The following is a 16,252-nucleotide window of genomic DNA, read 5'->3' on the forward strand; positions in this document are numbered from 1 at the left end:
GGTCAGTCAGGAGGATACCCCCCTCGATGCCAGGATAGAATCCCGGCCAATAGTACCGTCGAGCGCCGCCCGTGTCAGTCCGTCCGCCATCAAACAGCTGGAACCTGTGGTAACCCAACCCAGTCCGAAGCGAAATTTCCGAGTACCCATTGATCCAAAGCCTGGTTTTGCAAGCTCGTTAGGCGATAGCGTTGCAGCAGGCCTTCGATATCGCGAACATGGTCAGCGTTTTCACTGCGCAGCGCCGCAGCGCGGCTGTGTTGTTGCCCAGCGCGGCCCAATCTTCGCTGACTTCGCTCCAGTTCGGGTCCGAATTAACCCATTGCAGCCGCCTGGTCCTCAGCAGCATCGGAAAAATGTGGTTTGTAAATGAGATTTGGGCCGGTGCGGGAACGCCGAAGTTCGCGTGGCCGACATCGGCAAGGATATCGTACAGCGTGACGACACCCTGGACTTCGGGCGCATAGTCCGGCGGTCCGACAATCACCCATGCCCCTCGACATCCTCGTCAAAACTGCCGTCGGCACGCCGGATTTTTGCCTTCACGAACCCATCCGATGTGTCGTCGTGCCAGCCCGGATTTGTATAAAAACTTGGGAGCGGTGCGTTGGTCGGCGAGGAAGAAAAACCGAACCCGCCACAGACCAGCAGGTTTTGGTCCTTATCCGTCCGTAACTCACCGAGTGGCACGCGTCGTCCTTTGTACTCGCCCGTATTGAAGCGAACCGCTAAGGCGCTGGCGCCAGTGATCGAACGGCTGCCCGGGTCAACGAGCAGCTGACTTGCATTTGCAATGAGCTGTGGTCGAAGCGGCTGTGAGGGAGGGCCGTCCGGCCGCTGTACTGCAGCTTTCCTGTTTGCCAGGTGCACGGTCCACTCGACGGTCGAGCCAGCGGCGAGTTGCGCAGGCTGAGGTGCTCCGCCATCGGGCGGCAGTTCGAACAACCTGAACCTTGCCGCCTGTCTTTTGACCTGATCTGCGTCGACTTTGTATTCGGTGACGGCCGTCTCCACCCCGCAGCGTCGATTTCGACGCCGCGATGGCCGGGTCGTTCCGGCCGACATAGAACCTGTCGAGGTCGTTTCCGAGCCTGGCAATTCCTATCGCTGGATAGATTCGATACGGCATAGCAACGCTCTCCCTTCGAAGTTGAGGTTTGGTCGACGTCATGCGACCGATCACTGCATTCCATTGAGGAGATCCAGGAACTCGCGAAGATCCTCCGTGGCTTCCGGGACCCTGGTTTATGGCAAGACCGGGGAAAATTCTGTCCTGAGGCATCCAGAATCCGGAGTCACCGACATCACGGCTCGCTCGTTGATGCCGGCGACTCTCTGCGCGACGGCCGCCCGGTCAAACACGTTGTAGCTGACCGAGCTGTGACACCGATAACAGTATCGGTTGAGGTAGTAGACGAGCTTGCGATCCTCTTCGCGGGCCGGGTTCCAGGGGTCGGTACCGAAGCCTCGCCCAGCTGGCGGGACTCGGTTTATTCCGGATGCTCCCGGCCCATGCAGTTCAAGCCATTTCGTGACTGCGTTAAGCTGAAAATTGTTGCCTCCCCCAACCTCGGTATTCTGTGCTTTTACTTCCTCGTTGAACTTCCTGATGGCGTCGAACGCCGATGCAAATTCCGGCGCGGCGGTGTCCTTGCCGCCGTCGTAGAGAAGGCCGAACGGCGATTGCGCCAGTGACGTGAAATCCTCCTCGTTAAATTTTGAGTCGGTCAGCCCATATTCCGGCAGCACACGGTCGAACCAATGATCGGTGTCGAGGAAATTCAGCTTTCCTCTCACTTGAGAGAACCCGCCGTGACACTGCTGACAGGAATCCGCGACGAAGTATTCTTGCGCGGCCGAATTGGTTTCGGGATCCCGGTCGTCCTCATCGAACGTCGCTTTGAGATTGAAGATGATCGGTCCGTTTTCTTGAAAGGCGCCATCGATCTTTTCCGGTTTGCCGGCTGAATCGAGCTTAACGAACGGACCATAAGTCATGAAGAAAGTGGGCCGCTTGTCGCCAGTGTACGGGCCGCTGCCGAGTTTGCGTGTGATGATGACCTGGTTGAATTTGGAGACATTCCGGTCGGGATCGAACGGGGTCGCGGTTGCGGTTGCCTCAAACGTATTCTGCAGGACATAAAGCGTTCCAATACCGTTTCGAGTCGGCCGGCGAGCCCGCCTTCGCCTTGAACCTGACCAGCTTGCGCCAGCCGAAACCGCCGCCGGAGGATCGGTTGGCTTTTCCGCGACATCAGTGATTTTCGGCGCAAAAAACGGATCGCCAGGATTTCATCATTCGAGCCGAGCGCCATCAACTGCTGCGAGGTAAGGGCGTGAAGTCGCTCGACTTGACGTTCGTATGACAAAATATGCAAGCAGATCGGCGATAGACGTAGATAGGATCGCATCAGTTGGCTGCCCCGGAAAAAGCTGCTTCGAAATCACATCCTTGTAGTATGCGATCGCAGCCTGCTCGCTACGCCCTCCACACTGGAACTGTTTGAGCTGGAAGGCGTGTCCATTGAGTTGACTGCGAGGATGTCCGGCCGAAATCTCCTCCGCTCGGGAAATACCAGCCGCGAAGACGGATAGCAGACAGGCGGCGGACAGCCTGATGGAAGTGCAAATGAATATATTGGCCAGGGGCATGAACTGTCCTCCTGTTAGACGACTGGCGTCGATGTTGGTGCCTCCAAACCGAATCGGCGAAAAACTGCCTTCAGCGGGCTTATGAACGTGCCTCGCGCGGTACCACCGACGACAAGTCCAACAGCCCCGCCGCGACATCGCGTCGACGACGAGCGCACCGGAGTCTCCTCCGAGAGAGAAGGCCTTCTCAGCGCCACCGGACGAAAACGACATCGGCGAATGCATATGATTGTCCACCGGAGACGATCAGCCCTTCGGCTTGGGGTGTCCAACACCACCCCGACCGGTGTGCAGCGAGGTTGCGCCGTGCTTGCGTACGCTTTGATAGAGCAAGGGGCTCCATAAGAGGCCATTGCGGCTCACCGATCGCCGGGATCATGTTGGTGACGTCGGCTAGATGGTCCAAACGAGCGGACCGCCGCATCGAACTGTTCGGCTCGTCGCCTATCTGGAGAGGCTCGAAATCAGCCAGAACAGCAAGCCGTGTCGAAGTTGCCGACGGTGCAGGCGCTCGACGATCAAGTCACCAATCTCACCGGCGCCGGACAGCGCCAAAACATGACACGCCGAAGTATGTACAGGCCTCATCGCCGGGCTTTCGTACCAAGCAGCCCAGGGAGCCTGCCTTGCCTCGCACGTGGCTGATTCCGATGCCGAGATGCGCAGGCCTGGAATGAAAGCGCGGGCTGGCCGGATCGGGATCACATCAGTCGCTATTCCGGCGACAAACCGAGGGATTTTCTGATCGGAGTGGCGAGATCAGCCAGGGGAATTTTCGTCTAACATAAACCCGGACGGCTAGGTCACCGGTGATCTTCCCGGCTGTCTCCTTCGCACCGTATCCGATCCCAACGAGGTTCGCATTCTGTAGCAATCGAAACGTCGTCGGGATGTCATGGCACGATTTGACGCAAGGCTTTTCGCCACTAACCCCCTATCCGCGGCTATTCGCAAAAAAACAGCCTGTTCTTCAGCCGAGCATCATGTCGAAACTGCGTCCTTGAAACATGCCCACCCTGGCTCAAATTTGCGGCTGGGCGCGGCTAGCCCACCTCAGTAGACTGCCAGCGCTTCGACGACACTATGTTCGCTCCGGCTTGAGGATAAGGCGTCGTACATCTGCATTCTCTCAATCCGATCCCGTTGATCACTGGTCATGGCTGGCGTTTTCGCTGCGCGCTGTGCCTAGGGGAGACGAGATCAATCTGGATTGGGCAGTGATTCACTTAACCGATCGCTCCCTTGCCCACCGGCGGCGCTTACATCGGCGAATTTGGAGCGCGTTACCCGATACGAGCCTTCTTTGAACCAGTCCGATACCTTCGCGTCCATCACGATCCAGTCAATTGCTGGGTGCTTGCACCAAGTCGCGTTGGGCACTTCCTTGTGACGGTCTCCGGATACGCTACGAGAAGCGGCTCATCGAGGTTCTCGCCATTAGAAAACGCCACATCGGATCCTGGAAATTAAACTGGCGGAAACGCCGGTTGAAGTCACCGGCGATGATGAAGGCCGTGTGCTCCGCAACTCGCTCGTCGATGAATTCCTTCAACGGGAGCCGCTGCTGCCAGAAGATCAAGCAATCCGTATCGGTGCTCTGATCGGGCGCGGCCTGCGTTGAACAGCTCGACTTTAGGTGGACCGAGACCACCCAGACCGAAGTCCCAAACACGTCCAATTTCAAAGCCGTGCCGCGTCGCGTGTAGTGAGTGCCTCCGTCTTCATCAACATCGGCAATCTGAAGGCCGAGGATGTCCCTTTGCTCAAGGACTTTAATGTCATCTCGCTTGCGAACGACGACAGCTGCGTGGAATATCCTTCGAGGCTGCGGCCTGCGTGTCCTCGACATATCGAGACTCAATGAAAGTCTGATATCGGACGCGGGAACAGGCGAGCAACCGCCTCCTGGGTTCCGACCTCTTGCAGTGCGACTACGTCAGCGGCCAGTCCTTCAGCGTAACGCTTTAACGCCTCGAAATCGGCTTGTTGGCGCTTTGTACCAATTCCTTCGCGAAGTTCCACGTCGACGTGGTGATGGAAATTGGCGATGTTCCAGCTTGCCAGACGAATATTTGTCTCGGCAAATGCAAGGGACGGAATACAGAATAAGATTGTGCCGAGATTGGAAGGTAGAAGGACGACGACATGGCGTCTGCTCTCCGATTGGGCTGTCAATTCTCCTCGCTACTCATCAGAAGCACCCACTGCCACGCGAACAAATGCTGCGTGGGCCTTCGTGCACTCCAGTCTTTTGCGACGAACCCGGGCTGACCCCCCTGCAGTTCGCGGAAGTGGATTGAAGCGTAGCCGCAGCGCCGTGACTCGGGCGTGACAAGTCGCTGGCACGGGTTGCCGACTAATTCCAAGGCGCTCCCCGGCTTGAGCAAAACGCGCCTGCATAGTCCGGCGGCTGAAGGTTCGCCCGATTGGGCCAGCGAAGGAATTCTCTTCCGTAGCCCGGCGAACTCTGCACTACCTTTTCATAACCGGCGGCAGCTGCGGACCGGCAATCAGACGACAATCATTCCGCTACCGGGGCTGTCACGCCCGAGTCACGCCGCCGACAGTAAGCTGTGACAGGCCGTGTTTTAGACGGTTCATCCATCGTCCGGTTTTCGGAGTACCCAAGGGGGAAGCAATGCTTAGCCGACGGTCAGTACTCAGCGTTCTCACCTGCGGAAGCCTCACTGGCCCATGGCTCTTCAATGCACTCCACTCGCGCGCCGTGGCGGGCGAAACGCGCACGAGGAAAAACATCGATCAGCTGACACCGCAGGAAGTCGCTGATTACGGCTATGCGATTTCGATTCTCCGGAAGCGGAGCGAGGTCAATCCGAATGATCCCGCCGGGTACGACTATCAAGCCGCACTTCACAACGCGGATCGCACTCATCCGGACGGCACGGTTGGTTCGTGCGAACATGGGAGCGAGGAATTCCTACCTTGGCACCGCATTCACCTGCTGCTCTTTGAGGATCTCCTACGTGCATCGGATCCTCCTCGTACCTCGAACATTACCCTCCCATATTGGAACTGGCAGGAAAACGCCTCGGGCAAACGCTTTCCGAAAGCATTCGAAGATACGGCTTCGCCGCTGTTTCATGCTGGCCGGTGGGGTGTTGACGCGGGACCGGCACAATGGGATCCCGCCGATATTGCCGTCGCGATAAATGAAGACGACTGGAATCTGTTTGCAGGGGACGCAAAGCCGGCACCGAGCTACGGCTATCTTGAGCTTCATGCCCACAACACCATGCATGGTACGATCGGCCCCACAATGGGCGATCCTGGAACTGCAGCCGAGGACCCGATCTTCTGGTCCTTCCACAGTTTCATCGACCTTACCTGGGCTCGCTGGCAGCGACTTAATAGCCAAACTGCCCAGAATGGCGCGGCTACCGTGTGGGTTGAACCGGAGAGTCGAACCGTCAACCAAATGATCGTCGCGACGATGGATTTGGGTTACCTGTATGAGTTCGATTTCGCGGCGGATGGCGAGGCCGAAATACAGATGGCAGGAACCCGAACAACCAACGCGCTGTCGCCCGATCGAGTTGGCCTGCGCGCGATGACGACTAGCGTGGCCGCCCCAACCAAGGAGGGCGCGAGGCGGTTGCTCAAGCTGGTCGGTGTGTCGCCGTCTCTTGAGGCGAGCTACGAAATCCTGGTCTATGTTCATCCCGCGGGCTTTGACCCATTAGCCGGCGGTCCATCCTCAGAACGCGACGGCTTCTTGATTGACCGCCTTGTGATTTGGAAGGGTCGCGCAGGACACGGCCACCATGGCGGCGCGAGCGTATATGTCGATCTGAGCAAGGCGAATGGCCGGGATCTCTTGGACGGCTGGCAGTTGACGGTCGTCACCTCGGCGCTACCCCTTGTACCGCCCGCCGAGCGCGTCAACCTTCAGGACTCGGTCAATGACCGCCTTGCTTCGATCTCAAATCTCATCCAGCGCCTTGAGATTGAGGAGCGGTAGATGGCCCGGACGCCGGTATTTGAACTGCATATTCGGCCGATGTTTCGGGTGATCGACTGGGCACACATGCTGCCCAAACGCATCGGACCGGATCCGATAGACCTTTGGAATTATGATTTTGTATGCGCGCACGCTGAGGAGATTCTTGTCGAGCTCACCAACGCCACGCCCATGCCCACCCGAATGACAGGAGGGCCTTGGCCGGACGAGTGGATCGCTGTCTTCGAGCGATGGACGGCTGAGGGATGCAAGAAGCTCACCTTGGCAGCTGGATCAAACTATAAGCTCCGGCAAGTTGGTCCAAACCTGGCCTTGAGCTGCAATGCGACGCTTGACGATGTGAGTTCGAGGGCCTGGTTTGACTTCACCGATCCAACCATCGAGACGCGGCGATACCGACTGGTAACGGAGCCGCTGCCGGCTGGCCAGGCGGGAACCCCTTTCCCAACCACGATCAAGGAGCAAATCTTGTCGACAACCGTTGCTTCGGTGGTCGTGGAGGACGCCGCGGGCTCACATGTTGTGGAGCGAAGCTAAGATGAGCGGTAAGGGTTCACCCGCCCGTTCCGCTGTGCTCGGCGTTCTGTTGCTAAGCATGGCAAGTCCCGTTGCCGCCGACCCCTCGGAGTTTACACCGACCTACGAGGAGAATGGGCAGCTTAAGGTTCCTGAAGGATTCGACACTTGGGTCTTTGTGGGCTCTAACCTGGGCTTGTCCTACAAGAACAATCTTGCCGCCATGACTTCGCTTGAGGCCGAGCGCGCGGTCGAAGCACTGTTCCACAATGTCTACCTCGATCCCCACGCCTACAAGGTCTTTGTAGAAACCGGAGAGTTCGCGGATCCCACGACCCTGGTTATGGAAATATTCGCCGCCGCGGACCGAGAACCCAAAGGCGTCCTGGCCGCAGGACAATACAACGGCGACTTCCGGGGCCTTCAGGTCGCGGTTAAGGATTTAAGCAGACCTGGCAGGCAGCCCAGCGGGTCCGCATGGGCCTACTATGTTTTCAACAACGGCGCCATGGTCCTGCCATCAGCTCCGGCTTTTCCGGATGTCGCGTGCGCCAACTGTCACAAGGCCCATGCGAGCAAGGACAATGTGTGGGTGCAGTTCTACCCCACCCTGAGAAAGCTGGCGTCTCCAGACGGGCAGGGGCGCTGACAACTTAGGCGGTGGCACCGCCGGCGCTCGGCGAGTGATCTTAACAAGAATCTTGGGGGCTGGTATGGCAGCGCGCAAAATTTCGCGAACAACGATCGGTAAGGCAAAGATTGTGGTGCGTCGTGTGCGCACGTGGCCCACGCCTAAGGTATTGTCATTCGGAGTGGGTCTCGAGCCGATCGTCAAAACCTCCAAGCCGTTGGCTGAGCGCATCGCCCGTTTGGCAGAGGAGGTGCCGTTCAGCGTCGCAACCTCGACGAAAAGCGGTGAGCCCATTCAAGCACAGATTGGCCTGCTGACTTCCGGCAATATCGATGCCTTTCGACCGCTTCCAGAGGAACGGGAACGTGCGCTCGAAAAACTTGAGGCCGTCGGCTGCACGGTTGTGCGGCGCGGCCGCTTCTCCGTTTCGATGCGCGGTCCGGCCCATGTTGTTCAGGAAATTATCGGGCAAAAACTGGTCGTGCAGGCCAGCCCGCAGCAGTCCCCATTGCGCTCAACTCGGATGTTCGCTGAGAGCTTTTGGAAGCCAAGCCCGCAAGATTTGTTTCTGGCGCCCGAAAAGTCATTGAGTGTTTCCAGCAAAGTAGCCGATGGCGTTGATCACTTGGTGTTCATTCCTCCTCCTCTGTTCTTCGCGCAACCCAGTGCAAAAGCGCCCAATGCAAAATTCCATTCACTCAATGAAGCTGCGATCCGCAAGCTGCTAAATGTGCGTAAAGGTGTCTCAGGGGCGGGTGTCCGCGTGGCGGTCGTCGACACAGGCTTTTTTCCGCACCCTTACTACACAAAAAACAAGCTCGCGCTGACGCCGGTAAAGACGAACTCAGCCCCGCGCCCGCACATCGACGTGGAGGGGCACGGCACGGCAATCACTTACAACGTCTTTGCGGTCGCTCCCGGTGCGGAGGTGTTAGGCTTCCAGCACACCGACCCCCCGCAGGATGCAATCGAGGATGCTGCCGATCAGGGAGCCGATATCATAAGCTGCTCATGGGGCTATGACCGAGAGCAGGTCTTTCCGATCCTCCAAGCGTCCCTTCTGGATGTCATTGCCGAAGGCAAAATTGTGCTCTTCGCGTCAGGAAACGGCCACTATGCGTGGCCGGGCAGTGAGCCCGACGTGATTTCCGTGGGGGGCGTTTACAGTGACGAGAATTTCGGGTTGGAGGCAAGTAACTATGCCAGCGGCTATATGAGCGGTATGTTCTTGAATCGGAGAGTGCCGGATGTAGCGGGATTATGCGGCCAGACCCCCCGAGCCATCTACATCATGATGCCAACCCAGCCCGCAAACGAAATGGACCGAGACTTAGGAGGCGCCGATTATCCTGCCGGCGACGGTACGCTTCCCGATGACGGATGGGTCGGCGCATCAGGGACGAGCTCGGCGACACCGCAAATTGCTGGGGTTGTCGCTTTGATGCTTGAGCGAGCCAAGGCAAAGGGGCGCACCCTGTCGCCCAGCGAAGTCAAAGCCATGCTTACCGGGTCATGCACACCGATTTCTCAAGGACGCAATGCAATGGGATTCCCGGCCGTAGGCCAGCCCAACAACGCGGTTGGATACGGTCTCGTCGACGCGGCCAAAGCCCTCGCACAAGTTTGATAACCAATCGCCTGCCATATGGCTGACAACCGTGTATGCTTGGTCGCCATGAAAGGTGACTGGTCATGAAAACGAGGGCCACGGTACGTGTTCGAATGCCGCCGGGACAAACTGGCTCCCAGCCAGTGCGGATGAAACTGGCTGCGGACGTATTGAAACAAAGTGGTTTCAAGGTACTGAGAATCGGCCGCATCGGAGTCAGTGTGGAGGCAGACGCCCAAGTGTTTAGGAGAGAGCTCGGTGTCGAGGTTCCTATCGCCTCGGGCACTATTGCTACCAATCCCCAACGGTCGGATCTTTCGGACCTCGTTGACCTCGTTGAGATAGCCGGCAAGCCACTGCTTTTTTAGCGACCGCGCCGAGTCTCAAACTTGCCGTGGTGACGATCGCTGCAGGCCAGCTACCCTGTAAAACGGTTTCCAAAACTCCCTCCCGATCGGCGCCTCCAATTTTCCAAGCCGATTCACAGAACGGTAGCCGACCTGCGCGCGCTGCAGCTGCTTGATGATCGAGTGAAGACGCTCGATCTCACCGTCGCGATCCTCGACGACATCAGCCGTGTCTGAGCAGCAACTTCCCTCGATTTGCTGCGTCTTTGCTGCGAATTTCACCTGGCCAGATGCGGTCGCCAGAAGCGCTGCGGCGTACGCCAATCGATCGCTTCGAGCAGCGTCGCGAGTTGCGCCGGCGACAGCGGCACCTAGCCACCTGGCTCCGCCAACCCGGCCACCAGAAGTTTCCACGGTCGATTCGCTTGGTGAACAGGCAAAGCCCCGTGCCATCCCAAAAGGGATCTTCAGGAGCGAGGTATTCTTGCCGCGGAACACGAACGGATGCCCCGAGAAGATCCTTCTTGAGATGTTCTTGGATCAGCGTGGCGAGGCCATCGTGCCCTTTGCGCATGTCGGTGTGAATGCCAGATGCGAACGGTAGGTCGGGGCTTTCGCATGTCAATGGGTCAATTTTTATCCCATACTTCGTCGTCTGCCAGAATGGAACATCGATAGCCTGATCGCCAGTATAGCAAACTGTTCTGTGGAAAAGAAAGAGAGAGAGTGTTTCCTGAGCCCATAAGATGTCCTGATGCCTCATTCAATCATGTAGGGCGAATCAAGGGCGGGCGTTATCTTGAAAAGGATATTGACGGCTGTCATAGCAGCACAAACTATGGTTTCCGGATGTGCTATAAGACCGTTGCCGGAAGAGGTGACGGGCGTTGATACGTTTGGAATCGTGAATCAAATCCGTTGTGAAATGCGCCAGAGCATTCGCAATACTCTTGTCGACTATTTGACTGGCGGGGAGGGGGTCGACGATCCTTCGCGGCAAATCGGACGCCAACTGAAGGCCTCTCCCGACGAAATTACTCGCTTCTCCCCCTCGGCGCTTACCGGCAATGCCAGAAAACTGGTGTCTCTATTTTGGTCAAGTGGTATCGCGTACAACTTTGAACTTGATATGAAATTGGACAACCAATTATCGGCATCTACATCGTTTCTCGATAAATTTCCCGCAAGATTGTTCGAGCTCGGAGTTGATGCCAGTTTGGATCGTTCCCGTCAGAACACGCGAGAATTTACCGTCACTGACAAAGTTGATAACTTAATCGCTCATCCGCCCTACGGGGGCTGTCGAGGCAAGATCGTCGGACCCAACTACATTTACCCGATCGCGGGTCAAATAGGCGTCGAGGGCATGCTGCACAATTTTGTCTACCTCAGCCTGCTCGGCAACTTGGCAGCTAAGAAAGACGCAACAGGAAGTGCACCGACTATTACTGAGACCCTGAATTTCGAAACGACGATTAGCGGGACGGCCTCCCCGAAGGTGGTGTTCAATCCCCTGCCAGAACGCAGCTTCCGGCTCGCAGAGGCAGGACTTGTTGCGGAAACAAAGCGCATCGACACGCATAAAGTTATCATCGGCTTGTCGATACCCGAGTCTGCTAACAGTGATTTCCGGGACGCCCGAGGCCAATACGAGGGGCAGTTCTTGTCAGCAACGGGTGACCCAACTTCACTAAACGCCGCGCGCGCTGTTGACCGCTCGATTGCGAGAAAGGCTTTCCAGACGGTTGTCCACATAAACACTAACTAGGAAGGTATCTCCATGTCCGACCAATCGGATCCACGCAATCTTGTCACGTTCATGACGGCTGACGAGCCTGTGTCGTTTGCGGCGCGGGATATATTTCAAGTTCTCGATATGTATCGCAGACATGGCAAGGAACAGGTTTTTCGCGATTGGTTGGACAAAAACGGCCCGGGCGGCAGCTTAGAGATCCTTCTTCCCAAGGATACGGTAAATGCGTTGAAATTGGCTGTCGCGTCGGATCCGGCGCTGAGAGACGATCCGATCGCTCAGCGAATCATGAACCCGCCCCAGGCGATTGAGGGTCTGGATACGTTCTCCGCCCATTCCTCGTGTTGCGGCTTCTCCTCCGGCGGTTAGGAGGAAGCAGACGCCCAAAGGGTCGACTACAGTTGATGGCTTCTCATCCAGGCTGGCGTCATCGGTACGTCGATCATAGATCCCCGGACGCTGCTCAACTTGGGAGAAACGGGAGATAAGCGCCGACCGAAAATGGTCGCGGAGCAAGGCTGCCTAGAAGGCATCCAGTTTGGGCTGGGGTTTCCTGGAAGCTTTTCGAACTTTCTGGGTCGCGCCTCAGCCCGAGTTGCGGGTGCTTATGGACAAAGTAGGATACTAGATTCGGCTTTTGATCGTGCGGAAGGCATCGACTTCTGGCACGTATTCCGCGGGCGTCAGCATCTCCTCCCGAGTTCTCTACGGTCTGAACGGCAGCCTCAGTTCGGCCGCTCCGATGATCGGTTAATTATCCTAAGAGCAGCCGTCAACGTGTAGCACTATGGTTCAGACACTATGTCGGCGCACACTTCACTACACCGTCCACCGTATCGCTGAGGAATATGTGGTTGACGTAGTGCCCGGTCGCCTCGGCATGTGAACCTGCAGTTGGCAGAAGCGTCTTGCCGGGATCGAGCAGCCGGCAGGCGACATACATCCCCAGAAGCGTGTATCCGGCTCCCGCGCGTACTCGCCGACGAAGTTTGGGTCGGCGAAGGTCTCATAGACCGCGATCCATGGCCGGGCCCGAGACAGAACAAATCAACCAAGCTTGTCGTCCTTGTCCCGGATCATCACCATCGCTGTCGCTTACCAGACGTGCTCGACTGTGCGTCAGCCCACTTGCGCGAGCACTCGTCGATACGGTCGAACGTATCGCCGCGTCCGTCCATATCCGCTACGAGCGCGACGCTGACGAAACCGGGTCCGCCCTCGACCGGTGGAAGCCGCCACGCCTCGTACCGCGTCACACCCTGTTTCGTGCCCGGAGGCGGCGTTGGGTTCGGACCCCATCGGTCCGCGAGAACGGGATCACGTCGGCGCAGTTCGTCGAAGTCGATCGTCCAACGATGATCGGTCACCGTGCCGAATGACGGGATGATCCGGGGCAGGAGGTAATCGCGGACGATGTTGTCCAGGTCGTGAAGCACTGCTGCGGGGGTCGCTGCGCTCGGACGTACCACCACCTGGAGAGCGACGGCGATCACCAGCGGACTGATGACCCAGTCCCACCGCTGCTTGAAGGCTGCGATCTCTTCCTCAACCCTGCGCTTGAAGGCCCCTGAGCTGCCCGGGGTGATCGGAAGGTCGCCCAGCTGAAGGCGCAGCTTGGACCGGCCGATCAGCAGCGCCCATTGATCGGGCGGCAGAATCGGCGTCGACCCTTCCGGACGCCCGTACATCCAACCGAGGACAGGGATGTCGATGCCGCTACACCCGAGCAGAGCGCGTTGCGCGCTCCAGCGAAGCATCTTGAAGTACGCGTCGTAGAAGTCGTCACCCAGCCGCTCGCGCTGCCCACGCTCATCGCGGATCAGGTTGCGAAGATCCTCCATAGCCTCTTCCTCTTGGTCCCACCGGTAGACGTCTCCATAATTCTCCATCTCGTCGACACGGATCGCTTCGGCCGCAAGCTCCATATCGTCGAGCAGCGCCGACAAGGGCCGGCCGGCCACATGGATCATCGGATAATCTTCGCCGTGCCGGCAGCTGACGGAGAGCGCCTGGATCTGAGCATCGTTCTTGTAGAGGAGGTGCCGACGCATTCCCGGCACCCCCGCCCGCCGTTTCCCGAGGAGATCCAGCAGGTTCTTCGCGATCGTGTGCGCCTGCGGCGCAGTTCGGCTGGTGGTCGCTAGGTCGATCTTCAGCGCGACGGGTCCATTGAACGGTGCCCGCGAGAAGGTCGCCATCTGTTCAGACACCGCTGTCTGGAACCGGTCTCGATCGGCGTCCCGCATCCTCTTTGACTGCGGCTCAATGTCATGCACCAACACACTCACGCCTCGCCTGGCGCGCTTGCGGTAGCGCGCGACCGCCAGGCGCTCGTCTCGAGCCCGATTGGTGCCCCGCCGCATCAGTTCTTCGATCTGGCTGGCCACGCTGGCTAACTCCCCCTGTGACAGCGCAGCGAACATATAATGATCAGGGGCGCTCCGCGACCTTGCGAAAATGGTCGACGGACGTGATGCCTTAACAATCGGCGATCTGCGCGCCTGCATCGCTCATGTCAAGCAGGGCAGTCGTGCCGCGTCGAGATTGGGGCCTCAACGCGCTTCCGGAGTGCGCGCTGGACGGTCCATGCGATTGGGAACGATCGTGTGTTGCAAGGCAGCTTATCGTAGATATCGCCCGGGAGCAGACTGGCGGCTTCCGGCCCAAATCTGCCTCGGGAAATCCACATCCTCGCGCCGATCGGTCAGATCGACGCCAACGGCCAGCGCGGGGTGGTTTGCTGACATAGTTGTCGGGACTGGGGTTCTGCGCTCGCTGACACGATTTCACAGCTCCTCAGGCTATTTTTTTGAGACGCCCCAGCCATAGGGATACCGGATTGGATCGATGGGTTGAAGCGCCGGTGTGTATCTCACCTGCAGCAATCCCTTCGGGACGATCAGCTCCTTTGCGAGTTCCTCCTCGAAAGCGTCTTGGCTTACGCTTCGCGCCGGCGTCGGTTCGCCTTCCTCCACTGCATATTCAGGATCGCTCAGGCTAAAGACGTTCACCGTGTCGACGAACACGCCCGTGACCAGACGGCCGCGCTTCTCGGCCTTCGTGACGACCGACGCGGATAGCATATGGCCTTTGCCAGGCACCCTGTAGAAATCACCGTGCGCTCCGATCAGGGTTTCGGCGATGAACTCGAAGCTGTCCTTGAACTGCGGGAATTTCTCTAGCTCGAACGCATCGCTGAACATATTGCCTTTAATGGCTTCACGGAGTTCACCTCTCGAGTCGAAGAAAATCTCGTAAAGGATGCCATCGAGCAGCGGACGGATTTTTTCAGGCTTCATCCCGCTAGTCTTGCCTAAGAAATTCCGGATATAGGCTTCTGCCGATCGGGCGCCGCCATGCGCAGCCTGATAGATGTTGCGGCCCAAGACGAAGAGCGTCTCGTCCTTGACCGTGTTCGCGAAGGTCGGCGTCAGACGGTCCATCGCAGGGTTTTGCGTGTACCAGTCCACGCTCTTCAGGCCTCGGATGATTTGGTGTGAGGTTTTGCCTGGATCGAGCACGAAAAGGCTGTCCGCGAGTGATGACGACGCATAGGTGGTTACGAAGCTCATGGCGCTCGTGTTGAAATAGAAATCCCCGGCCAAGGAAGTGTGTTCCCAGGTAATTTGCTTCCCGTTGGTATCGGCGGCGACGGTGTTGCGCACGCGCTTGAAGACAGTCTCGATCGGAGTATCCGGCACGTCAATATGTTGCAGCAGCGCGCCGGTATACACGCCATTGCTGGACAACCCATCGGCCGCTATATGACCCGGCGACGTCGCATAGGCAATGATCGTCCCGCGCGGAGCGAAAACTGAGGCAAGCCCTCGATTTGCGCCCGATCGATGCCACGCAGCCTCGAACGGGTTTTCACGACACGCATCGAGAATGATGATCTTCGTGTCCGCCTTCGATCGGTCGAGGACATCGATGACTTGGTTGAGCGAAAGGGACGAATATTTCGCCTGGTTTTCACCTCCTGCATCCGTATCACAGGCGAAAAGGAAGTTCTCGCCGTCAATCTGGATGCCGTGACCTGCAAAGAAGACCAGAGCTACGCCGCCCGGCTGTATCGTGCCTTGGAATGTGCTCAGCGCGGTGCGCATTTGGACAAATGAGCCATCAGAAACCGATGTTAGACCAAACCCGTATTTTTTTAACTTCCTCGCGATCGCCGTCGCGTCATTGACGGGGTTTCTGAGCTTCTTTGTGTTCTGGCCGGTATAGTTGGCATTTCCAATGACAAGTGCTGCACGCTGTTGGATCAAGTACGGCCTCGGAGGTCTCTGCAGATGCTGATTGTTGGCGATGTCAGTACCATAGCCGCTTAAACCGCCGGCTGGAACAATTTACTCGCGGGGCGAGCTCCAAGGGTGCCGCCGCGCTTGAACCTGTCGCGAAGTACAGTTGAAATCTCGAATCGCGATTTAGAACTACGACGAGATTTTAGTCAGTCGCTAATGCGAGCTAGTGAACGACCGCTTCGGGGGTTGGAAGTCGCCGTTGAAACCAGGTTACGCTCAACGACAGCTATCCTCCAGCAATGATCCAAGAGCAGACCGTCTGGAATCGGCCCCACAGCTGCCGGACAGGAAGGCGCCGCATACTGGTCATTGGAAAAGCTGATAAAGTATTCCAGGAGCCGACATTGTTAGCGCCGAGGTCGTTTGACGCGGTGGTGACCGTCGCGGCTAGAACCACTTCCCCTTCGCAAGCCGTTGCCGGACGAACGTCAGATAGGCCTCTGAGCTAATCGCAGTCTTCC

At 57.8% G+C, this 16,252-nt stretch carries 14 protein-coding genes; 6 read left to right on the forward strand and 8 right to left on the reverse strand.

Annotation, left to right across the window (positions count from 1 at the left end; all coding sequences use genetic code 11):
• Positions 1-178: 178 nt before the first annotated feature.
• The 5 genes from NKK52_RS31975 to NKK52_RS31995 form a co-directional block, all read right to left on the reverse strand.
• A complete protein-coding gene (locus NKK52_RS31975; RefSeq protein WP_352630990.1) occupies positions 179-487 on the reverse strand; it encodes a hypothetical protein in 309 nt (102 codons plus the stop codon).
• Entirely contained in the window at positions 484-1,014 is a 531-nt protein-coding gene (locus NKK52_RS31980; RefSeq protein WP_352630993.1) for a LodA/GoxA family CTQ-dependent oxidase, read from the reverse strand. Before NKK52_RS31980 ends, NKK52_RS31975 begins: the two co-directional genes overlap by 4 nt.
• Positions 1,015-1,245: 231 nt before the next feature.
• Positions 1,246-1,998 (reverse strand): hypothetical protein, encoded by a 753-nt coding sequence (locus NKK52_RS31985; protein WP_352630995.1) that lies wholly within the window; start codon positions 1,996-1,998, stop codon positions 1,246-1,248.
• A 2,059-nt stretch (positions 1,999-4,057) separates the two neighbouring features.
• Positions 4,058-4,501 (reverse strand): endonuclease/exonuclease/phosphatase family protein, encoded by a 444-nt coding sequence (locus NKK52_RS31990; protein ID WP_352630998.1) that lies wholly within the window; start codon positions 4,499-4,501, stop codon positions 4,058-4,060.
• Positions 4,502-4,509: 8 nt separating this feature from the next.
• The gene (locus tag NKK52_RS31995; protein ID WP_352631000.1) at positions 4,510-4,827 is read right to left on the reverse strand and encodes a hypothetical protein; all 318 of its coding nucleotides are present in this window, start codon (positions 4,825-4,827) and stop codon (positions 4,510-4,512) included.
• A 463-nt stretch (positions 4,828-5,290) separates the two neighbouring features.
• Between NKK52_RS31995 and NKK52_RS32000 the strand changes: the two genes are divergently transcribed.
• The 4 genes from NKK52_RS32000 to NKK52_RS32015 all read left to right on the forward strand — a co-directional run bounded on the left by NKK52_RS32000 (position 5,291) and on the right by NKK52_RS32015 (position 9,405).
• Complete coding sequence (locus NKK52_RS32000; RefSeq protein WP_023685860.1) at positions 5,291-6,631, forward strand: tyrosinase family protein; 1,341 nt, start codon at positions 5,291-5,293, stop codon at positions 6,629-6,631.
• Complete coding sequence (locus tag NKK52_RS32005; RefSeq protein WP_023685861.1) at positions 6,632-7,168, forward strand: hypothetical protein; 537 nt, start codon at positions 6,632-6,634, stop codon at positions 7,166-7,168.
• A gap of 1 nt (position 7,169) precedes the next feature.
• Positions 7,170-7,796 carry a cytochrome P460 family protein gene (locus NKK52_RS32010; RefSeq protein ID WP_031204492.1) on the forward strand — a complete coding sequence of 209 codons (627 nt, stop codon included), beginning with the start codon at positions 7,170-7,172 and terminating at the stop codon, positions 7,794-7,796.
• A gap of 64 nt (positions 7,797-7,860) precedes the next feature.
• Positions 7,861-9,405: a S8 family serine peptidase gene (locus tag NKK52_RS32015; protein ID WP_050592022.1), complete on the forward strand. Its 1,545-nt coding sequence runs from the start codon at positions 7,861-7,863 to the stop codon at positions 9,403-9,405.
• 552 nt (positions 9,406-9,957) lie between these two features.
• Here NKK52_RS32015 and tnpB read toward each other — a convergent pair.
• Complete coding sequence (gene tnpB / locus NKK52_RS32020; RefSeq protein ID WP_198031560.1) at positions 9,958-10,497, reverse strand: IS66 family insertion sequence element accessory protein TnpB; 540 nt, start codon at positions 10,495-10,497, stop codon at positions 9,958-9,960.
• 48 nt (positions 10,498-10,545) lie between these two features.
• On the opposite strand from tnpB, the gene NKK52_RS32025 reads away from it, so the two are divergent.
• Both NKK52_RS32025 and NKK52_RS32030 read left to right on the forward strand, forming a co-directional pair.
• Positions 10,546-11,502 carry a Y4kA family protein gene (locus tag NKK52_RS32025; protein WP_352630918.1) on the forward strand — a complete coding sequence of 319 codons (957 nt, stop codon included), beginning with the start codon at positions 10,546-10,548 and terminating at the stop codon, positions 11,500-11,502.
• A gap of 12 nt (positions 11,503-11,514) precedes the next feature.
• Positions 11,515-11,856: a hypothetical protein gene (locus NKK52_RS32030; protein ID WP_023685868.1), complete on the forward strand. Its 342-nt coding sequence runs from the start codon at positions 11,515-11,517 to the stop codon at positions 11,854-11,856.
• Between the two features lie 710 nt (positions 11,857-12,566).
• Here the strand turns inward: NKK52_RS32030 and NKK52_RS32035 are convergent.
• Entirely contained in the window at positions 12,567-13,874 is a 1,308-nt protein-coding gene (locus NKK52_RS32035; RefSeq protein WP_198031561.1) for a RusA family crossover junction endodeoxyribonuclease, read from the reverse strand.
• A 414-nt stretch (positions 13,875-14,288) separates the two neighbouring features.
• Positions 14,289-15,755 (reverse strand): caspase family protein, encoded by a 1,467-nt coding sequence (locus NKK52_RS32040; protein ID WP_031204498.1) that lies wholly within the window; start codon positions 15,753-15,755, stop codon positions 14,289-14,291.
• Between the last annotated feature and the right edge of the window lie 497 nt (positions 15,756-16,252).

Source organism: Mesorhizobium sp. C277A, from assembly GCF_040324395.1.
Lineage (GTDB): Bacteria > Pseudomonadota > Alphaproteobacteria > Rhizobiales > Rhizobiaceae > Mesorhizobium.